The 20,005-nt window shown below is 65.4% G+C and carries 21 protein-coding genes; 15 read left to right on the top strand and 6 right to left on the bottom strand.

What is annotated here, in order from left to right; translation table 11 throughout:
* Window positions 1-127 precede the first annotated feature (127 nt).
* The 3 genes from IC234_RS00270 to IC234_RS00280 all read left to right on the top strand — a co-directional run bounded on the left by IC234_RS00270 (window position 128) and on the right by IC234_RS00280 (window position 1,939).
* Window positions 128-928, top strand: a complete 801-nt coding sequence (locus IC234_RS00270; protein ID WP_190921835.1) for a PhzF family phenazine biosynthesis protein — start codon at window positions 128-130, stop codon at window positions 926-928.
* A 69-nt stretch (window positions 929-997) separates the two neighbouring features.
* Window positions 998-1,465: a hypothetical protein gene (locus tag IC234_RS00275; RefSeq protein ID WP_190921836.1), complete on the top strand. Its 468-nt coding sequence runs from the start codon at window positions 998-1,000 to the stop codon at window positions 1,463-1,465.
* Window positions 1,466-1,468: 3 nt separating this feature from the next.
* A complete protein-coding gene (locus tag IC234_RS00280) occupies window positions 1,469-1,939 on the top strand; it encodes a hypothetical protein (RefSeq protein ID WP_190921837.1) in 471 nt (156 codons plus the stop codon).
* Between the two features lie 44 nt (window positions 1,940-1,983).
* Here IC234_RS00280 and ruvC read toward each other — a convergent pair whose 3' ends face one another.
* Entirely contained in the window at window positions 1,984-2,628 is a 645-nt protein-coding gene (ruvC, locus tag IC234_RS00285; RefSeq protein ID WP_190921838.1) for a crossover junction endodeoxyribonuclease RuvC, read from the bottom strand.
* A 99-nt stretch (window positions 2,629-2,727) separates the two neighbouring features.
* Between ruvC and IC234_RS00290 the strand changes: the two genes are divergently transcribed.
* The 6 genes from IC234_RS00290 to IC234_RS00315 all read left to right on the top strand — a co-directional run bounded on the left by IC234_RS00290 (window position 2,728) and on the right by IC234_RS00315 (window position 8,469).
* The gene (locus IC234_RS00290; RefSeq protein ID WP_190921839.1) at window positions 2,728-3,732 is read left to right on the top strand and encodes a lysylphosphatidylglycerol synthase transmembrane domain-containing protein; all 1,005 of its coding nucleotides are present in this window, start codon (window positions 2,728-2,730) and stop codon (window positions 3,730-3,732) included.
* Window positions 3,729-4,958, top strand: a complete 1,230-nt coding sequence (locus tag IC234_RS00295) for a glycosyltransferase (protein WP_190921840.1) — start codon at window positions 3,729-3,731, stop codon at window positions 4,956-4,958. Before IC234_RS00290 ends, IC234_RS00295 begins: the two co-directional genes overlap by 4 nt.
* 94 nt (window positions 4,959-5,052) lie before the next feature.
* On the top strand, window positions 5,053-5,580 hold the full coding sequence (locus IC234_RS00300) for a cytochrome c (RefSeq protein WP_223827410.1): 528 nt from the start codon (window positions 5,053-5,055) through the stop codon (window positions 5,578-5,580).
* A 61-nt stretch (window positions 5,581-5,641) separates the two neighbouring features.
* Complete coding sequence (locus tag IC234_RS00305) at window positions 5,642-5,899, top strand: hypothetical protein (RefSeq protein ID WP_190921841.1); 258 nt, start codon at window positions 5,642-5,644, stop codon at window positions 5,897-5,899.
* A 2-nt stretch (window positions 5,900-5,901) separates the two neighbouring features.
* On the top strand, window positions 5,902-7,107 hold the full coding sequence (locus IC234_RS00310) for an ABC transporter permease (protein ID WP_190921842.1): 1,206 nt from the start codon (window positions 5,902-5,904) through the stop codon (window positions 7,105-7,107).
* Window positions 7,108-7,164: 57 nt separating this feature from the next.
* Window positions 7,165-8,469 carry a PP2C family protein-serine/threonine phosphatase gene (locus tag IC234_RS00315; RefSeq protein WP_223827411.1) on the top strand — a complete coding sequence of 435 codons (1,305 nt, stop codon included), beginning with the start codon at window positions 7,165-7,167 and terminating at the stop codon, window positions 8,467-8,469.
* A gap of 24 nt (window positions 8,470-8,493) precedes the next feature.
* Here the strand turns inward: IC234_RS00315 and IC234_RS00320 are convergent, their stop codons facing one another.
* Together IC234_RS00320 and IC234_RS00325 are read right to left on the bottom strand one after the other, a co-directional pair.
* Window positions 8,494-9,957: an O-antigen ligase family protein gene (locus IC234_RS00320; RefSeq protein WP_223827412.1), complete on the bottom strand. Its 1,464-nt coding sequence runs from the start codon at window positions 9,955-9,957 to the stop codon at window positions 8,494-8,496.
* A 29-nt stretch (window positions 9,958-9,986) separates the two neighbouring features.
* Window positions 9,987-11,069, bottom strand: coding sequence for a GumC domain-containing protein (locus tag IC234_RS00325; protein ID WP_190921844.1), 1,083 nt, complete (start codon window positions 11,067-11,069; stop codon window positions 9,987-9,989).
* A gap of 208 nt (window positions 11,070-11,277) precedes the next feature.
* Between IC234_RS00325 and IC234_RS22100 the strand changes: the two genes are divergently transcribed.
* From IC234_RS22100 to IC234_RS00355, 6 genes are all read left to right on the top strand, one after another.
* A complete protein-coding gene (locus IC234_RS22100; protein WP_317173325.1) occupies window positions 11,278-12,681 on the top strand; it encodes an oligosaccharide flippase family protein in 1,404 nt (467 codons plus the stop codon).
* A 131-nt stretch (window positions 12,682-12,812) separates the two neighbouring features.
* Entirely contained in the window at window positions 12,813-13,976 is a 1,164-nt protein-coding gene (locus tag IC234_RS00335; RefSeq protein WP_190921846.1) for a glycosyltransferase family 4 protein, read from the top strand.
* Window positions 13,977-14,076: 100 nt separating this feature from the next.
* A complete protein-coding gene (locus IC234_RS00340) occupies window positions 14,077-14,619 on the top strand; it encodes a hypothetical protein (RefSeq protein WP_190921847.1) in 543 nt (180 codons plus the stop codon).
* A complete protein-coding gene (locus IC234_RS00345) occupies window positions 14,619-15,308 on the top strand; it encodes a polysaccharide deacetylase family protein (RefSeq protein WP_223827413.1) in 690 nt (229 codons plus the stop codon). The genes IC234_RS00340 and IC234_RS00345 overlap by 1 nt, the downstream gene beginning before the upstream one ends.
* Window positions 15,305-16,411, top strand: coding sequence for a glycosyltransferase (locus IC234_RS00350; RefSeq protein WP_190921848.1), 1,107 nt, complete (start codon window positions 15,305-15,307; stop codon window positions 16,409-16,411). The genes IC234_RS00345 and IC234_RS00350 overlap by 4 nt, the downstream gene beginning before the upstream one ends.
* Before the next feature lie 71 nt (window positions 16,412-16,482).
* On the top strand, window positions 16,483-17,250 hold the full coding sequence (locus IC234_RS00355; protein ID WP_190921849.1) for a TatD family hydrolase: 768 nt from the start codon (window positions 16,483-16,485) through the stop codon (window positions 17,248-17,250).
* 60 nt (window positions 17,251-17,310) lie between these two features.
* Here the strand turns inward: IC234_RS00355 and IC234_RS00360 are convergent, their stop codons facing one another.
* From IC234_RS00360 to IC234_RS00370, 3 genes are all read right to left on the bottom strand, one after another.
* On the bottom strand, window positions 17,311-17,670 hold the full coding sequence (locus IC234_RS00360; RefSeq protein ID WP_190921850.1) for a hypothetical protein: 360 nt from the start codon (window positions 17,668-17,670) through the stop codon (window positions 17,311-17,313).
* Window positions 17,671-17,734: 64 nt separating this feature from the next.
* Window positions 17,735-19,036 (bottom strand): PAS domain-containing protein, encoded by a 1,302-nt coding sequence (locus IC234_RS00365; RefSeq protein WP_190921851.1) that lies wholly within the window; start codon window positions 19,034-19,036, stop codon window positions 17,735-17,737.
* Between the two features lie 217 nt (window positions 19,037-19,253).
* On the bottom strand, window positions 19,254-19,934 hold the full coding sequence (locus IC234_RS00370) for a response regulator transcription factor (protein WP_190921852.1): 681 nt from the start codon (window positions 19,932-19,934) through the stop codon (window positions 19,254-19,256).
* Window positions 19,935-20,005: the final 71 nt, after the last annotated feature.

The following is a 20,005-nucleotide window of genomic DNA, read 5'->3' on the forward strand; positions in this document are numbered from 1 at the left end:
CGCGGTTGCGTGGCCCCTAAGTTATTTTGAAAAATTCACGCGCCGACGCCCCCGAACCATGCGGCCAAGCGCCCGCCGCCGTATTCTTGCCGCACCATTGCTGCCTCGCCTAACCTGCCCCCACGCCATGCGCTACTTCCACGTCGACGCCTTCGCCCAAACGCCCTTCACCGGCAACCCCGCCGGCGTGTGCCCGCTCGAAACTTTCCCGCCGGCCGCGCTCATGCAGCGCATCGCCGCCGAAAACAGCCTGGCCGAAACCGCCTTCATCGTGCCCCGCGCCAGCGCGCCGGCTGAGTACGACATCCGCTGGTTTACGCCGGCCGTGGAAATCGACTTGTGTGGCCACGCCACGCTGGCCTCGGCGCACGTGCTGTTCACGCACCTGGGCTTCTCGGAAGCGCAGGTCACCTTTCACAGCCAGAGCGGCCCTTTGCGGGTGGCCCGCGAAGCCAATGGCCGCCTCACCCTCGACTTCCCCTCGCGCCCGCCGCAGGAGCTGACCAGCCACCCCACCGGGCTGGCGGACGGCCTGCGCGCCACGCCGCTGCACGTGCTGGCCGCCCGCGACCTGCTCGTCGTCTTCAACACCGAAGCCGAAGTACTGGCCCTCCGACCCGACTACGCCCGCATTGCCGCGCTGGAGTACGTGGGCGTCATCGCCACCGCGCCCGGCAGCAATGGCATCGATTTCGTGTCGCGCTTTTTCGCACCCCGCGTGGGCGTGCCCGAAGACCCCGTGACGGGTTCAGCGCACAGCACGCTCATTCCCTACTGGGCCCAGAAGCTAGGCAAAACCGAATTAAGAGCCCGGCAGATTTCGCCTCGTGGCGGGGATTTATGGTGCCGTCTGCGCGGCGATAGGGTGGACATCGGCGGCTACGCGGTGACGTATGCGGCGGGGGCGCTGCTGGTGGAAAACCAGTAGAATTGGCCGTCGGTTGAGGTTCGGACCGTATGGTCTTAAGTTACAACGTTTGTGAAGACGACCTGAGCAATGAAGCCAGTTTTACCCCTGATTTTAATAGCCAACAATGCTGTTATTTTGGTGACGAAAGGTGATGATTTACGCACCGCATCGGCTCGGGAATTGCTGAGGAAAGACCCAATTAACGAGCGATTCTTCGACGCAAGCGGCAGACTGTGGGAGTCGGAAGTTCGTTCCGGTAGTTTCAAGCCTACGCTTTTAAATCGAATTCTGGCCCATACTTTCTACAACCCTACGCTGGAAGTAAGTCGGACTTGGAAACAAGCGGGGACTTACGCGCTGGAAGAGTTGAAGACGCAGATGCAGAACTGCATCGATAAAGACGATGACGTACTAACGCAGTGGGTTGACGCAACGTCGTTGAAAGCCAAATTAGAAAAATGCCGACAGTTTTCGGACATTGTTACCATGTTGTCGGCCTACGTATTTGAGCCGGACGAGGAAAAGATATGGCAGGAATTCCCGCTTGACGAATAGCCCATGAGCATGCTGGTAGACGTGAGAAGGTTCGGTCCTGAAACAATGCCGGAAGAGTTAGTCGAAGCTTCCAAAATCACCAGAAAATGGTTGAGGACGATTGACAATTTCGACCAGTATTTAAACGCCCGGACCCATCAACTTCCCAACGACCTGAACGCCACATTGCTGGCCGACTTTTTTGCATTCATTATAGATGAATTGAATTACCAGGAAATCCTCCACCAGTACTCGGCCAGGCTCTCGGAGAATCGAGAAAGCTTTGTGGTATTGCTGGTGGCGGCTGACCGGGATTGGTTGCTCCGGCAAGTGGCCCGACCCGATTTTCTTGCACGTTTCACCGCGTTTTTGGCGGACTTAAATGGGGAGTATTACGACTACCAAAGCGCTGAAATAGAAGAGGTAATTGCCGGCTTTGAGGCAATGCTTCGCCGCGTTGACGCACAGTCGGGGCTGGTGGTACGCATTGGCTAAGCCCTCAGACTACCAGAAGCTTGCAGCCGGCGTGCGCAAAGGGCTTACCCCTTCGCCGGCGCCTTCTTCTTCGCCACCCCCGTGCTCGCCCCCAGCCGCTCGGGGTTCTCGGCCAGGAACTTGCCCCAGCTTTTGCCGCCGCTCACGGTGGTGTTGTTGCCCTTCATGTAATGGTGGCAGAGGGCCACGGCCAGGGCGTCGGTGGCGTCTAGAAACTTGCTGGCTTCGGCGATGGGCGGCAGCTTCAGGGTCTGGCGCAGCATGTGGGCCACCTGCTCCTTGGTGGCCGAGCCCGAGCCGGTGACGGACTGCTTCACCTTGGTGGGGGCGTACTCCACGTAGGGAATCTGGCGGGAGAGGGCGGCGGCAATGGCCACGCCCTGGGCCCGGCCCAACTTCAACATGCTCTGTACGTTGACGCCGAAAAACGGGGCTTCGATGGCCAGCTCGTCGGGCAGGTACTCGTCGATGAGCTCCAGCATGCGGTCGAAAATCCGCTTTAGCTTTACGGCGTGATTCGACCCCAAGGCCTTCATATTGATAACGTCGTAGCACAGCACGTCGACCCGCTGGCCGCGCACCTCAATCAGGGCGTAGCCCATAATCTGGGTGCCGGGGTCGACGCCCAGAATGATTTTGGGCAGCAGGTCGAGGGCAGGAGCGGGGCGGGGGCGTTGGGGGGCAGGCATCTCTCACAAAGTTACGACCCCGGCCAGCCCGGGGCCGCCGCCGCGGCGCGGTCCCGCTCCAACGCAATACCGGGCCCGGAAGGTCCGCGCGGCCCAAACTTGCCAGAGCCCGCGCCCCGCCGTGCCCGGCAGTGGCGCCGGCTGGTGTTCTGGGGCAAAATTGGGGTCACGCTGCTCACGTTGGGGCTGCTGTACAACAGCATCTTCGCGGCGCCCGACACGGCCGCGGCCTGGCGGCAGCTGCTGGCCACCACGCTCAGCGGGGCCGGGCGCGGCCCGGTGCTGCTGGCCCTGGCGCTGGTGCCCCTCAACTGGGGCCTGGAGGCCTGGAAATGGTACCGCCTGGCCCGGCACCTAGAGCCCGTCACGTTTGGGCGCAGCTTCCGGGCGGTGCTGGTGGGCCTCACGCTGGGCTTTGCCACCCCCAACCGGGTGGGCGACTACGCCGGCCGCATCATCGAGCTCAAAAGCCGCCGCGTGAGTGCGCTGGGGGCTGTTTTTCTGGGGCGCTATTGCCAGCTGGTGGCCACGGTGCTGGCGGGCGTGGCGGGGTTGCTCTATTTTTTGCTTTCGTTTTACCTGCGCGGCTACCCGGCGGCGGGGCTGGGCGTGGTGGGGTCGGCGGTGCTGCTATGCGGGCTGGTGCTGGTGCCGCTGTACCGGTCGCGGCTGCTGCTGGCGGCGCTGGGGCTGTGGCGGCCGCTGCGGCGGTTTCGGCCGGCGCTGGCCATCATGCCCACCTACCCGGCGCGGGCGTTGCACGCGGTGTTGGCCATTTCGGGGCTGCGCTATGGGGTGTTTTGCGCGCAGTTTCTTCTGCTGCTCAGTGCCTACGGAGTGAGCTCGCCGCTGGGGTCGGGGCTGGCGGCGGTAGCAGGCACGTTTTTGCTGAAGTCGTTGGTGCCGTCGCTCAATGCGCTGGCCGACGTGGGCGTGCGGGAGCTGTCGGCCACGCACTTGTTTGGGCTGCTGGGGCAGCCGGCGCTGCCGGTGCTCTCGGCCAGCCTGAGCTTGTGGGTCATCAACATTGCCCTGCCCAGCGCGGCCGGCCTGCTGCTGGTGCCGGGCCTGCGGGTGCTGCGCGAGAAGCGCGCCGGCCGATGATGTGGGCAGAAATGGCGCTGTTGGCGCTGCCGCTGCTGTATGCGGCGCTCATGCTGTGGCTGCGCGGCGGCTGGGAGCAAAATTGGAAAAGGCAGAAGGCAGAAAGCACCAACGTGGCCGCGGCCAGCCCAGCCGCCGGGCGCGGCAATGGAGAAGCTCTTGCGCCCAGTGAAGCCCTTTTCTCAGTTGCTGCTGACGGGTTAACCGACCCGGCGCCGCTCTTCTCCGTGCTCATTGCCGCCCGCAACGAGGCTGCCACGCTACCCCAGCTGCTGCAGGATTTGGCCGCGCAAACGCTGCCAGTCGCCGCGTTCGAAGTCCTCATCGCCGACGACCATTCCACCGATGCCACGGCGGCCTTGGTTACAGCTGCCGCGGCCGAATCAAAATTCCGCTTGCGCCTTGTTTCGCTTGCCGAAGGCCAAACTGGCAAAAAAGCGGCCCTGCAGGCAGCACTGCAAACGGCCCGCGCCCCCTGGCTGGTGTGCACCGATGCCGACTGCCGCCTCGGCCCCCACTGGCTGGCCGCCTACGCCGCCGTGCTCCAGCGGCAGCCGCAAGCCAATTTCATCAGCGGGCCGGTGTTGCTCACGGGCCCCGCTACTTTTTTTAACGACCTCATGGGGCTGGAGTTTGCCGGGCTGGTGGGCGTGGGCGGGGCCTGCCTGGCCCGCCAGCAGCCCACCATGTGCAACGGCGCCAACCTGGCCTACCGCCGCGCCGCCTTCGAGGCCGTGGGCGGCTTCGCCGACAACGCCCACCTAGCCAGCGGCGACGACGAATTCCTGCTTCACAACATCCACCGGGCGTTTCCCGGCACGGCCCTTTTTCTGGCCGATGCCGCGGCCGTGGTGCGCACCGCCGCCCCGCCCACGCTGCGGGCGCTGCTGCGCCAGCGGGTGCGCTGGGCCAGCAAGTGGCGGTACTATCAAAGCCCCGCGTCGCGCCGCCTCGCCGTGCTGGTGCTGGGCGCCAACGTGGCGCTGGCCGCCGGGGTAGGAGTGGGGCTGGCATGGCCGGCGCTCTGGCCGTGGGTGCTGGCGGCCTGGGGGCTCAAGCTGGGCGCCGACGCGTGGTTTCTGGCCCCGGTGCTGCGGTTTCTGGGGCGGCAGAAATGGCTGTGGCTGCTGCTGCCGCTGCAAGTGCTGTACGCGCCGTATGCGCTGGCTGTAGGCGTGGCCGGCCTGCGCGGGGGCTACCAGTGGAAGGGGCGGGCCGTGAGGTAGTTAGCGGCCAAAGAAAAAGGCCGTAAAAAACTGCTTCGGGGGCCTTGGATGGTAAATTTGCCGCATATATATTCCACCTCAACCCCCGGTACTCATGCGGTTCAATTCGGTTGGTTTCGCCCTTTCGGTGGGCATGGCGTTGATTGTCGTGCTGATTGGTTTTACCCTGTTGAGCGCGGCCGGGCTGGCCGGGTTTTCGGCGCAGGACGCGTCGGTTGGCTTGACCGAAAATACCCCGGAAAATATGCCGAGCTGCGGCGTTGTCGATTCGGCAAACGCTTCGGTTGTGGTAGCGGCTTTGTCGCCGGACGAAGCCAAAATAGCTGCCGCGGGCGACGCCCTGTTCAAAAGCAATTGCGCGCAGTGCCACGCCGTGAACGAAGTAGTGGTGGGCCCCGCCCTGGCCGGCATCACCAAGCGCCGGCCCATCTCCTGGCTGATTCCGTGGGTGAAGAACTCCAGCAAAGTGGTGGCCAGCGGCGACGACTACGCGGTGGCGCTGTTCAACAAATTCAACAAGCAGCAGATGCCCTCGTTCAACTTGTCCGATAAAGAAATCAATTCCCTTATGGTTTATATCATCTGGGCAGAAGGCCAGTCGCCACAGGTAGCGGTAAATTAAAAGCGAAGCCGCCCGCCCGGCTTACATTTGCCCAACTACCTTCTCACGCCAGTTCCCATCCGTGACTGACCCCGAATTCGACCTCCTCGACGAGCTGTACTTCGTCACCCCGTTTAGCGCCTTGCTCCAGAAAACCGGCCTGCCGCCGGCCGAGCTCGAAGCCCAGCTGCGCAGCCTGTTGGAGCAAGGACTCATTCGCAGCTATTGGCCCGACGTCGACACCGAGCTGGCTTACGAAACCACCTCGTTCGGCGCCATCGCCCGCGACGCCTCCTACCTGGCCTCGAAGGAAGGCCTGCTGCAGCACAACACCCGCTAACCATGGCCGCAACGGCAGTGACGCCCGCTCCGGCCCCTGCGCCCAGCGCGGCCGCCGTGGCCCGGCCGCCGGGCTACTACGTGCGCCAGCGCCTGTGGCAAAACCGGCCCGCCGTGGCCGGCCTGGCCTTTATTGCGCTGTGCACGCTGGTGGCGCTGCTGGGCTACTGGATACTGCCCGACAACTCGCCCAACGCCAGCCACGGCTTCGTGCAGATTCAGAAAGAGCGGCCCGGCCTGCGCGTGCAACTGCTGCGCCAGCCCTTGCCCGACTCGGCCCGCAACTCGGCCGGCGCCGACAACCTCTTCGCCACCTGGCTGCACGGCCGTGAGCCCGACCTGCAGGAAACGCCCATTGGCGGGTATGAATTTTCGGGCGACTCCATCATCCTGAAGCCGCTGGGCCAGCACTCGGCCGAGGCGGGGCGCCCGCGCCGGCTGGCGCTGGTGGCCGTGACGGGCCACGCCGGCCCGCGCGCCGCCCTGCAGCAGGAAATCCGCGAAAAACACGTCGTCACGCGCAGCTACGTGCTGGGCACCGACAAAGCCGGTCGCGACGAGCTGAGCCGGCTGCTGCTGGGCACGCGCATTTCGCTAGGCATTGGATTGGTGGCGGTGCTCATTTCGCTGGCGCTGGGCATGGCCGTGGGGGCCGTGGCCGGCTACTTCGGCGGCTGGGTCGATTCGTTGCTGCTGGGGCTGATGACGGTGGTATGGAGCATTCCGGGTATCATGCTGGTTATCGCCATTTCCCTGGCGCTCGACAGCAAAGGCGTGTGGGTCAGCTTCGTAGCCGTGGGCCTCACCATGTGGGTCGACGTGGCCCGCGTGGTGCGCGGCCAGATGTTGAGCTTGCGCTCGGCCACTTTTGTGGAAGCCGGCCGCGTGCTGGGCCTGCCCACCTGGCGGCTCATTGCCCAGCATTTGCTGCCCAACATGCGCGGGCCACTCATCGTGCTGGCCACCAGCAACTTTGCGGCGGCTATTTTGCTCGAAGCCGGCCTGAGTTTCCTCGGGCTGGGCGTGCAGCCGCCCGCGCCCAGCTGGGGCCTCATGGTGAAGGAGGGCTACGACCTGCTGGGCACTGAAGCCGGCCTGTGGCTCACGCTGCTGCCCGGCACGGCCATTTCGCTGCTCGTGCTCAGCTTCAACCTGCTGGGCAACGGCCTGCGCGACGCCTACGACCCCAAAACGCCCGTGGCTGCTTAAGTTTGTAGCCCCGTTCGCCTTTCATGCGCGTTTCACACGGGGTGCTTACCTTGCTGTATGGCTTCCGCCCCTCTTTCTTCTGCTGAGCCCCTGGCCGATGCGTTGAGCACCCAGGTCGCCATGCGCGACGACCAAATCAAGCAGTTGCGCCGACAGCTGCTGCTCAAGCAGTTCGAGCTGGATACCGTGCTCGGCGTGGCCCACGACATGACCGCCCGCGACCACACCGTGGACGAGCTTTATCACATGCTGCGCCTCACCCTGCAGGGCCAGCGCAACGTGGTGCAGCTGCTGCTGTTTGCCCGCGAGGAACACGGCTTCCAGGTGCGCGTGGCCCTGGGCTGCGACCTCGCCGACGCCGAAAAGCTGGAGCTGACCCAGCACCTGTGCGACGGCGGCGTGACCCAGCCCCAGGCCGTGGAAGACCTGCACCTCGGCGAGGCCTGGGACCGGTACGAGCTGGTGATTCCAGTGCTGCGCCAGAAGCAGGTGGCGGCCTACGTGTTCGTGGGCGGCCTGCGCGACAACGAGGTGCGCCAGCAGCTCATTCCGTTCCTCGGCTCGCTGGCCAACACCCTGATTGGGGCCGTCGAAAACCGCCGCCTGCAGGCCCAGCGCGTGGCCGATGCCGCCGTGCGCAAAGAGATAGAAATTGCCCAGGAAGTGCAGGCCATGCTGTTTCCGCGCAGCCTGCCCAACGATGCGCACCTAGCCATCGAGCGCAGCTACGTGCCGCACACCGAAATCGGCGGCGACTACTACGACGTGGTCGAAATCGATGCCCACCGCCTGCTGCTGTGCGTGGCCGACGTGAGCGGCAAGGGCGTGCCGGCCTCGCTGCTCATGTCGAACTTCCAGGCCGGGCTGCGCACGCTGCTGCGCCAGGGCGTGGAGCTGGCCACCATCGTGCCGGAGCTCAACCACTTGCTGTTTCGCAACTCCGGCGGCGAGAAATTCATCACGGCTTTCCTGGGCATTTACGACCGCCGCACCCGCCGCCTGCAATACGTGAACGCCGGCCACAACGACCCGCTGCTGCTGCTCGACAACGGCACCGTGAACGCGCTTAAGCACGGCACCGTCATGCTCGGCATCATGGAAGAACTGCCCTTGCTGCGGGTGGGCGAAGTCGAGATTCCGCCGCATTCGCTGCTGCTGCTCTACACCGACGGCCTCACCGAAGTGTTTGACGCGCACAACAATGAGTTTGGCGAAGAGGGCGTGCTCGACGTGTTGCAGCGCAACCGCTACCTGCCGCTGCCCAAGCTGCACCAGGAACTGCTGCGCCGCATCAACGCCTTCAGCGCCCACGACGCGCAGTTTGCCGACGACGTGACCATTCTGAGCTGCCGGTTTAAGTAGCGCGAACCGCCGGTTCGTGCTTCGCTAGGCCCGCAATGCCGGTTGCTTGTCGTCTTCCGCTTCCGCCAGCCAGCTTTCGCTGCGAATGAGCAGGGCGATGCAGATGAAAAACACCGGCCCAATCTTGTCAACTTCCACCAACTCGTTCAGGGTGAGGTGGAACACGATGACCACCAGCGACAACGTGGCCGCCAGCACCACGCGCCGCACCTCGGGCTGCTGCTGCGAGCGGTGATACAGGCGCTCGGCTTTGAGCAAGGCCGTGGCAATGAAGATGACGAACAGCAAAAAGCCCGGGATGCCCTGCTCGGCCAACTGCAGCAGGAAATAGTTGTGCGTGGTCGACTTTTCGGGGTTGTCGCTCACGTAGGTGCGGAAGCTCTTCACCGTGTAGCGCTTATACTCGGGGTAGAACGTGGCGGCGCCGCTGCCCACCAGGGGCTTTTCGGCAATCATGCGGGCGGCCGCCACCCAGCGGTACACCCGCTCCATGCCCGACACGTCCTGCAGCTTGTAGGTGGCTTCGAGGTGCTTCTCGAAGTTTTTGCCGTTGAAGATGGTGCGCTCGTAGTTGGGCGCAAATTCCATGTAGTTGTCGCCCGAGGCAATGTGGGCCACGCTTATGGCCGTGGCGGCGGCCACCAGCACCAGCACCACCCGCGTGAGGCGCAGGCGCATCACCGCAAAATACAGCGCCGCAATGGGCAGCGACAAGATGGACGCCCGCGTGTAAGACGTGAGCAGGCCAAACAGCAGAATGCCCAGTGCCACCCGCCAGGCCAGTCGCGGCCCCGCCTTGGTGGCGGCGCGCTGCGCAAACCAGCAAAACGGAATCAGCAGCGCCAGCATGGTGGCGTAGATGACGTGGTTGCGGAAAAACGGGTGCAGCGCCCAGTTGATGTCGGCGAAGCTGAAGCCTTTGGTGGCGTGCCGGCTCACCACGTAGAGCACGCTCAGGCAGGCCCCGGCGGCGTAGAACCCGGCAAAGCGCCAGGCATTGGCCGGCCGGCGCACCATCAGCAGCGTGCCCAGCAGGAACGGGGTGAGGTACCACACCTTGGCCAGCAGGTACTTGATGGATTTGACCGAGTCGACGGAGAAAAAGCTGTCGACGGCCGTCCACAGCAGCATCAGGGCCAGGATGACGACCAGCGCGTTGAGCCACTCGCGGCGCGGAATCAGGCCGTTGGCGGCCCCCAGCAGCAGGCTCGCGCCCACGCAGCCCGTGAGGGCCAGCATGAGGGGCTCGGAGGGCACGTCCATGCTTAGGCCGCCAAACAGGCCGATTTCCTGGGAGAATGGCAGCAGGAAAAACAGTAAGTAGTATATGCAGCGCCATTCCACCAGGGCCACCAGCAGGGCCACGGCCAGCAAGGCCGGGAGCAGCAGCGCCGGCATGCTCAGCAGGGCCGCCCCGGCGCCGCCCAGCAGCAGCACGCCGATGAAAGCCATGAACAGTAGCTGCGGCCCGTCGAAAGACTGGCGCAAGCGGCTTAGCAGGTTGGGAACCGAGGGGGTCACGCCGGGCGGGCGGCGCTGGGCCGGTTGCGGCGGTAGAGCTCCAGCAGGGCGATGAACATCACCGACAGCACGAACGTGAGCACCACCGACCCCACCACAATCAGCCAGCGCACGGGCTTGATTTTCTTGGTGGCCGGGTAAGCCTTCTGCACCACGTAGATGCTCGAAAGGTGGCCCCGCAGGCTCAATTCGGCGGTTTCGAAGGCCGAGCGGGCGCCGATGAGGCGGCCCTGCAGGTCGGCCACGCGGGTCGTGAACATGCTCAGCGAGTCGGTGCCACGCACGTAGCTTTCCAGGTTGATGAGGTTGCCACCGTCGGCGCGGGTGAGGCCGCGCAACGCGCGCCGCAGGCCGGCCACGTCGCCGCCGCTGGCTTCGGCTTTGCGCAGGGCCGCCTCGGTTTCAATGAGCTGCTTCACCATGTAGCGGCCTTGCATTTCGAGGCCGAAGATGCCGTAGCGCTTGCGGGCGCCCACCAGCTCGCGGCGGCTGCGCTCGAAGCTGGTGCTCAGGTACTCGTAGCGCTGGCGGTATAAGTCAACCACCTTGCGGCGGTTTTCCAGCGTGAGCTGCTGGTTCACCGAGTCGATGGCCTGCACGAGGGCGTTGGCCACCTGCGCGGCCAGCTTTTTGTCTTTATCCATGAACGTGAGCTCGATGGCGTCGCGCTCGTTATGCACAATGGACAGGTTGTCGGAAAATTCCTTCAGCACGAAGTTGTCGGTCTTGTCATCGCCAGGCGCGCCGGCCTCATAGTGCCGATAGAGGTCGAACTTCCGGATGATGAGCTCGGCCACCGGTTGCGACTCGCCGATGGTGATGACGCGGTCCAAGTCCTCGGCCCGGCCGCTGAGCTCCAGCTTGTTGCGCAGCTGCGCGTTTTCTTCCAGCAGGCGGTCGGGGTCGGCGGTCTGGGGGTTGGTGGGAATGAAGATGGCGGTGGAGCGGTACACGTTGGGCAACAGCAGCGCCACCACAATGCTCACGACGGCGGCCAGCGCCACGGCCCCGGCCACTAAGTATTTCCAGCGGTTGATAATGGGCCCCAGGCCCACCAGCGAGAAAGAAGGTGCAGACATACAGAAAAGAAGGTGCCTACGTCCGTTCTTTAAAATGGGGTGGAAGAAGCGGGAGGGCGGCAGGCAAAGATAGCCGGAAAACGGCCCCGTCCGGCACGTTGCGCGGCCAGCCCGGCGCGGTGCGTAGCTTTGCGAGCCCGGCCCCGGGCGCCGGGTATTCTTTCCCGTCCTTAGCTACCTCGTCGGCATCAAACGGTTTTTTGGCAATATCAGCTTCGTCGTCCTGCTCAACCTGCTGGTGAAACCCGGCTGGGTGGTGGTCGAAAACCTGGTGCAGGACCGGCTCGGGCACGCCACGTTCGGGCTGGTCACGGCCCTCTCGGCCCTTACGCTGGTGGTGGCCGCCCTTTCCGACCTCGGCCTCACGCCCTACGCCGTGCAGCGCGTGGCCGCCGAGCCCCGCTTCATGGCCGAAACCTTCCCCACGCTGCTGCCCCTGCGCGGGGCCCTCAACTTTGTGGCGCTGGCGGCCATGGTGGGAGTGGGCTGGGTGCTGGGCTACCGGGGCATGGAACTGGTACTGCTCGGGGCCGTGGGCGGAGCCCTGCTGCTGGCCCAATATGGGCAGTTTTTGCGCGGCACCCTGCAGGCCCACCAGAAATTCAACACCGACGCCGTGCTCTCGGTGCTCGAAAAATTCGTGCTGCTCGGGGCCGTGCTTGTGCTCTTGCCCATCGGCCTCACGCTGCCCAACTACGTGGGCGCCCGGCTGGGCGCCGCGGCCTTCACCGCCGTGCTCACCTACGGGCTGATGACGCGCCTGTTTGGCCGCGTGAAGTACCGCTGGCAGGGCCCCGTGGCCCGCACCGCCCTGCGCGCCAGCCTGCCCTTCGCCCTCATGACGCTGCTGTACGGCGTAAACGAGCGCATCGACATGGTGATGCTCGAACGCCTGGCCTCGCCCACCGAGGCGGGCTACTACGCCGGCGCCTACCGCTGGGTCGACGCCGTGATGATGTACGCCTGGACGGTGCTGCCGCTGTTTTTTGCCAAGTTTGCCAGCGTGCCGAAGGATGCCGGCGCCCAGCGGCAGCTGCTCATGTTCGGGCAGCGCATCGTGACCTTGCCCATGCTGTTCATCGTGGCCTTCGTGCTGTTTAGGGGCGAGGTGGTGTTTTGGCAGTTCAGCCACAGCACCCCGGCCGAGGTGGCGCGCATGACGTTGTGCCTGAAAATATTGTTCCTCAACGTGCTGGTGCACGCCTTTTTCGCCATCTACAGCACCCTGCTCACCAGCACCACCCACGAGCGCGCCGTGAGCTGGCTGGTGGCCCTGAGCATCTTCCTCAACATTGGCCTGAACCTGTTTTTATTGCCCCGCTACGGCGCCGTGGCGGCCTCGCTCGACACGCTGCTGTGCGCCGTGGCCGTGTCGGGGGGCTATCTGGTGCTGGTGGTGCGGCGCACGGGCGTGGGCGTGCCGGTTCGGCTGTTGGCGCGGCTGCTGCTGGCCTTTGGGCTGCTGTGCGGCGCGTGGTACGGGCTCCAATACGGCCTGTATCTGCGCTGGTGGGTGGAGGCCGGCGTGATGGCCGCGGTGTTTGGGCTGATTGTGCTGGGCACCGGCCTGGTGCAGCGCAAAGAGATTGGGCAGTTGATTCCGAAACGATAAGCGGTTCACCGAAAAGGTCGTCATGCTCATCTTGCGTCCGCGCAGCCGAAGCATCTCTACCTTAGTACTATATAATTTACTTGCGCAGTAGAGCTGCTTCGGCTGCGCGAACGCAAGATGAGCATGACGTTTTGAATACTTTAGCCCAACCGCTTCACGTCGCCGTCAACACCCGTTTCCTGCTGCCGGGCGCCCACCTAGAGGGCATCGGGCGCTTCAGCTATGAGACGCTGAGCCGGCTGGTGGCCCGGCACCCGGAGGTCACGTTCCACTTTCTGTTCGACCGGGCGTTTGACGCGCGCTACCTGTTTGGGCCCAACGTGGTGCCGCACGTGCTGCGGCCGCCGGCCCGGCACCCGTTTTTGTTCGTGGCGTGGTTTGAGGGGGCGGTGGCGCTGTGGCTGGCCCGGCACCGCCCGGCCGCGTTCCTGAGCCCGGACGGGTTCACCACGCTGGCCACGGCGGTGCCGCGCGTCACGGTGATGCACGACCTAGCCTTCGAGCACTTTCCGCTCGACGTGGGCCTGCTGCAGCGCAAGTACTACCACTTTTTCATGCCGCGCTTTGCCCGCGCCTCGCAGCAGCTGGTGGCCGTGTCGGAAGCCACCAAGGCCGACCTCGTGCAGACCTACGGCATTCGGCCCGAGAAAATCAGCGTGGCCTACAACGCCCCGGCCGAGCTGTTTCGGCCCCAGCCGGAGGAGGCGCAGCGTGAGGTTCGGCGCCGGTTCAGCCACGGGCAGCCGTATTTCTTGTTCGTGGGCGCCCTGCAGCCGCGCAAAAACCTGGGCAACCTGCTGCGGGCCTTCGACCTGTTCAAGGACCAGCCGGGCACGGCCGAGGCCCAGCTGCTCATCGTGGGGCGCAAGGCCTGGAAAGCCGGGCCCATTCTGGAAGCCTACCAGCAGATGCGACATCAGTCGGCGGTGCATTTCACGGGCCGCGTGGCCGATGCCGAACTGGCCGGCCTGTACGCGGCGGCGCGGGCCACGGTGTACGTGCCGTATTTCGAAGGCTTTGGCATTCCCATCGTGGAGGCGCAAGCCAGCGGCTGCCCGGTGCTTACCTCCAACCTGAGCTCAATGCCCGAAGTGGCCGGGCCGGGCGGCGCCGAGCTCGTGGACCCGCACTCGCCGGCCAGCATTGCGGCCGGGCTGGCCCGCCTGTGGCCCGACGCCGGCCTGCGCCACCAGCTGGCGGCCCAGGGCCGGCAAAACCTGCGCCGCTTCTCGTGGAGCCGCAGCGCCGACGTGCTCTGGGAAGCCGTGTTGCAGGCCATCGGCAGGAAACAGTGAAGGATTGGTAATCAGAGAGACCCGCGCTTAAAATTTCCTTGGCTTTCCGGCCAATTGATTGACAGGCGCGCGCCTCTGCGCGTTACTTTTGTGGCTGCTTATGGCGCGTCTGCATTCCTACAACTTCACCCACGTGCTGCTGCCCCAGCTGGCCTGGCGGCGCCCTGGCTCGGTGCGCACCGAGCTGAGCGACCCCTTCCTGGCCCGGGAGCTGCTGCACTACGTGTGGGACAAAGCCGCCGAAAATCTGCCCGCCGCCGACAAAGTGGCGCCCCGCGGCCTGCGGCTAAGCTGGCACGAAGTGGCCGGCCGCGCCACGGCGCTGTTTCACCTGCCGCCGCCCCAGGCCACCATGGAGGCCTATTTCTCGGCGCTGGTGTACGAAGAAGACGAGCCCGCCGAAACCGAAGCCGAGGAAATCCGGCCCCGCTATTTCACCCTCGAAGCCACGCTGGGCCTGAGCGGCCCGGCCGGCGCGCCCACCGTGGTGAGCGAGTGGGTGGGCGAGGTGCACCGCCAGCTGGGGCGCGGCCCGGCCGCCGGCCAGCCCGGCACGGCCGCGGCGTTTTTGGCGGTGCTGGCGGCCGTGCTGGGGCCCTTGCCCGACACGGAGGTGCCCTTTATGCACATCGTGCGCTCCTGATGAAGATGGGTTCCCGGCTCGAAGCGGCGCTGCTCACGCGGCCTCCCCAACTGCTGCACGCCCTTTTTCCCGGCTGCGAGTGGACCGGGCCGCCCGCCACGCCCGCCGGCGGCCCGGCCATCTACCTGACCTTCGACGACGGCCCCATTCCCGAGGAAACGCCCTGGGTGCTTGAGCAGCTGGCCGAATACCAAGCGAAAGCAGCCTTTTTCTGCGTGGGCGAAAACCTGGGCCGCTACCCCGACATTGCCCGCAGCGCCCTGGGCGCCGGTCACCGCCTCGGCAACCACACGCACCGGCACCGCAGCGCCTGGAGCTTGTCGCGGGCTAACTACCTGGCCGAAGTGGCTGAATGCCAGGCCACCATCCAGGCGCTGATGACAGAGCACGGCGGAGCTGGCGAAAACGCGCCGGCGCCGCTGTTTCGCCCGCCCTACGGCCGGCTCACGCGGCCCTTGCTGCCGGTATTGCAGCAGCAGTATCGGGTCATCATGTGGTCGGTGCTCACCCGCGACTACGACCCCACCCTCGGCCCCGACGACTGCCTGCGCTACACGCTGGCCGCCGTGCGGCCCGGCGACGTGCTGGTGTTTCACGACAGCCGCAAGGCCAGCGCGCGGCTGCGCTTCGTGCTGCCGCGCGTGCTGGCGCACTTTGCCGAGTTGGGCTACCAATTTTTGGCGCCGTGAGCGGCTTGCTGCTGGGCTTTCTGCTGCTGTGGCTGCTGGGGCTGTGCGTTGCCGCCTGGCGGTTTGCTACCCGGCGCGGCGCGCAGCCGGCGGTGCCGCTCCCCAGGCCGCTGCCGCGGGTGAGCGTCCTCATTGCCGCCCGCGACGAGGAAGCGGCCCTGCCGCGCTGCCTGGCCAGTCTGCGCACCCTCAGCTACCCGGCCGAGCTGCTGGAAATACTGGTGGGCGACGACGCCAGCACCGACCGCACCGCCGAAGTAGCCGCGGCGGCCATGCGGGGCTTTGCGGGCCAGTTTCGCGTCATTCCCATCACCGAAAACCTGGGCCAGGCGCGTGGCAAAGCCAACGTGCTGGCCCACCTGGCCCGGCACGCCACCACCAGCTTTTTCTTCATCACCGACGCCGACATTCACTTGCCCGGCGGCTGGATAGAGGCGCTGCTGGGCCACGCGGCGACGGGCGTGGGCACCGTCACGGGCATCACGGCGGTGCGCGGGCCGCGGCTGTTTCATCGGCTGCAGGGCATCGATTGGCTGCTGTCGCTGAGCCTGGTGCAGGTGGTGAGCGAGCAGGGGCGCCCCGTGACGGCCATGGGCAACAACATGCTGGTGACGCGCGCCGCTTACGAAGCCGTTGGCGGCTACGAGGCCGTGCCCTTTTCCGTGACCGAAGACTACGCCCTGTTTCAGGCGGTGGTGGCGCGGGGCTTTGGCTTCCGGCACGTATTCAGCACCGAGGCGCGGGCCGATTCCTTGGCCATGCCGAACTGGGCGGGCTTGCTGCGCCAGCGCCGCCGCTGGCTGCGCGGCGTGGAGGCCCTGCCGCTGCGGCTGCGGCTGGAGCTGCTGTTCTTCAGTGGCTTCTGGCCGGCGCTGGCGGGGCTGGCGTGGGCGGCAGGCGTGGGCCCGGCGCTGGCGGTGTGGGGCACCAAAGTGCTGGTGCAGGGCGCGCTGGCGCACCTGGGGCACCGGCGGGCGGGCCTGCGCCTGGCGTGGTGGTGGTTGCCGCTGTTTGAATGTTACACGCTGGCGCTCACGTTCAGCCTGGTCGGCTTCCGCCTGTTTGGCGGCGCCGTGGTCTGGAAAGGGCGGCGCTATACCTGAATAAAATTGAAGGGTGCCGGACGTTACCACGCCATTTCCACTCATAATTTTTGACGCATAACCTCAATAATATGCACCTCACCGATTCGCACGCTCACCTTTATTCGGAACAGTTCAAGCCCGACCGCCTCGACGCCCTGCGCCGGGCTCAGGACGCGGGCGTGCGCACCATCGTGATGCCCAACGTCGACCACAGCAGCATCGACGCCATGCTGGAGCTGGAGGCGCAAGCCCCCGAAACCTGCTTTGCCATGATGGGCCTGCATCCGTGCTCGGTCACGCGCAGCTTCGAGCAGGATTTGTACGAAGTGGAGGCTTGGCTGGGGCGCCGGCCCTTTGCCGCCGTGGGCGAAGCCGGGCTCGATTTGTACTGGGACAAAACCCTGCTGGCCGAGCAGCAGGAAGCCCTTCGCATTCAGCTGGAAATGGCAAAAAAGCACCAGTTGCCAATCGTGCTGCACACCCGCGAGGCCTTTGCCGAAACTGCGGCGCTGGTGGAAGCCGCCCAGGACGGCACCCTGCGCGGGGTGTTTCACTGCTTCTCGGGCACGGCGGCGGAGGCCGAACGCGTCATCGGCCTGGGCTTTAAGCTGGGCATCGGCGGGGTGTCCACCTTCAAAAACGGCGGGGCCGACCAGTTTCTGCCGGGCATTGACTTGCAGCACCTGCTCCTCGAAACCGACTGCCCTTACCTGGCGCCCGTGCCGCACCGCGGCAAGCGCAACGAGCCGGCTTACCTGCCCCTGGTGCTGCGCCGCGTGGCCGCCCTGCTGGGCCGCCCCGAAGCCGAAGTGGCCGAAGCCACCACCCGCAACGCGGCCGAGCTGTTCAATCTGTAAGCAGCCAAGTAGCGTGCGGGATGGCCGTCATGCTTCGACAAGCGCAGCATGACGTTCTGGCTATGCCTGGGCCACGTCTTTTTCGAGGCGGTGGAGCAGGGTTTCGATGTGGTCGGCGTAGGAATTGATTTGGTCGAGGCCGGCGCGCGACTCCTCAATTTGGCCGCGGCTGTAGCGGGCGGCCAGGTCTTGGCCGGTTTGCAGCATTTGCTGGAGCACGCGCTCTATTTCGCGCACGTCGGAGTTGGCGCCCACGGCGGGCTTCACGGTGCTTTGAAGCCACTGGCCCAGCGGGTTGTCGCGCAGCGAAAACAACTCGGGCTCGGCCTCGCGTACCCCGTAGAGCACCGAGCGCAGCCGCGACTTAAACAACACCTGCTTCACGCGGGCTTGCTGAAAGTCGAAAGAGGAGAGGGCCATGCGGGGAGGGGTAAGCGAAATAAGAAGAAAAGGGAGCGGCCTCAGGCGGCCAGGCTAGGCGAGCCTAGTTGCCGGGGACGTCGTTGAGGCGCTCCAGGGCCTGGCGGGCCAGCACGAAATCGGTCACTTCGAAAGCAAAGACCATGATGCCGGCGGGTTGGTTGTTTTCGCGGAACTGCTGGTAAATGAAGTTGAAATAAGAGTCGCGCAACTCCTTGCTGGCGTCGCGCTCCAGCTGTATTTTCAACTCGTTGCCGAAGTAGGTTTCGCCGGTGCGGTACACGTTGTCGAGCAGGTCGATGAGGCCTAGCTCGCGCACCTCGGGCAGTACTTCTGCCACGCTGTGGCCCACCAGCTCGCGGTGCGGAAACAGCTGCTGGTACTGCGGGTTCACGAACTCGTAGCGGTGTTCGGGGCCGCGCAAGATGCAAATCATGGCCGGCGCCTGCATGAACAGGTTGTGGTAGGTCTCGCGCTGGTTTTCGGCCTTGCGGTACAGCGTGTGGGCCTGCTCCGAGAGCATGCCCTGTTGCTCGTTGGCCTGCAGCAGCTCCTGCACCATCTGGCGCTGCTCGTGGATGTCGGTGGCGCCGCCCACCCACATGCTGATGGTGCCGGCCGCGTCGCGGCGGGGCGTGGCGCGCACCAAAATCCAGCGGTACTGGCCGTCGTGGCGGCGCAGGCGGTATTCTACCTGGTACAGGTCGCCGGTGTCGACGGAGCGCTGCCAGGTGCTGAGCACGCGGCTGCGGTCGTCGGGGTGGATGCTGTCGACCCATTGCACGCCGATTTGCTTTTCCAGCGGGTGGCCCGTGAAGTCCAGCCAGCGCGAGTTGAAGTAGTCGCGCTGCCCCTGGGCGTCGGCGGTCCAGATGAGCACGGGCAGGTTTTCGAGCACGAAGCGGGTGCGGTCCTGCTCCTCGGCCAGCGCGGCCTGGGCCTTGGCGGCTTCCTGAGCAGCGCGTAGCTGCTCGGTCACGTTCTGGGTGCGCTGCAGGATGTACTGCAGCCGGCCCTGCTCGTCGAGCACGGGGTAGTGCGTGGCTTGCCAGTACATCTCCTCGAAGCCGCCGCCCTGCTCGGCGGGCTTGGCCAGGTCGTAGCGAATGACGGGCATGGCGTGGGGCTCCAGGTGCTGGCGCACGTGCTCGTGCGAGGCCGCGATGATGTCGCCCTGGTTCTGGTCGACGGACGGGTAGGCCTCGAACAGGGTGCGCCCCACGGCCTCCTCCCGCGATTTCAGCGACACGGCCACGTGGCCGTCGGTGTTGTCCAGAATGGTCGCGTCGGGCGCCATGAGCAGGAAATTGTCCGGCAGGGAACGGAACAAGCGCTGATAATCAACGGGCGTAGCGGAAGCAGTCATCGTAGCGGGCAGGGGCAGCCTGAGAGCAAAAGTGGACCGGCAGAAATGTGTGCCACATGAACTGCCGAAAAACGTACGTAAAGCTACCGTCTCCGAGCGGAATGCGCATTACTCCCCCGCGGTTTTTTGCTTTCCGACCCCGGCTAAACCCTGCGGCACCAACGCCGTTCGCGCTTTTGTTGTTGTGCTTGGCGCGGGCCCGCGGCCGGGGGGCGCGTCAGGCGGCGCGGTGCTCCAGCACGTAGCCCACGCCGTTGAGCGTATGGATGAGCTTGGGCGAGAAGTGCTTGTCGATTTTGCTGCGCAGGTAGCTCACGTACACGTCCACCACGTTGGTGCCGGTGTCGAAGGCCAGGTCCCACACCTTGCCCACAATTTCGGCCCGCGTGAGGGCGCGGCCCTGGTTGCTCATGAAGTATTCGAGCAGGGCCAGCTCGCGCACCGTGAGGTCGATGCGTTTTTCGCCGCGCTTCACCACTTTGCTGTGGCTGTGCAGCTCCAGGTCGGCCACTTTCAGCACCCGCTCGGCGGGCGTGGTGCCGAAGCGGCGGTGCAGGGCCCGCAGGCGCGCGGCCAGCTCCCGCACTTCGATGGGTTTCACGAGGTAGTCGTCGGCGCCGGCCTCAAAGCCCCGCAGCTTGTGGTGGGTGGCGGCCATGTCGGTGAGCATGAGCACGGGCAGCTTCTCGTATTCGCGCCGGATGCGGGCGCAGAGCTCGAAGCCGTCCATCTCGGGCAGGCGCACGTCGAGGATGACGGCCGAGTAGCGGGCCGTGGCCAGCATTTGCTGCGCGGCGGTGGCGTCGAGGGCCACAGCGGTTTGCATGCCGTAGGCTTCGAGGCCGCTGCGCAGGTAGGAAACGACAGGCAGTTCCTCTTCTACAATCAATACTTTCATCCCAAATCAGGCTAATTGGCCCGCGCCCGCAGGCCGCCGGCCGTGAAAATTCCGGGGAAAAGCGCGGCCCG

This window comes from Hymenobacter armeniacus (genome assembly GCF_014699055.1).
GTDB classification, from domain to species: Bacteria; Bacteroidota; Bacteroidia; order Cytophagales; family Hymenobacteraceae; genus Hymenobacter; species Hymenobacter armeniacus.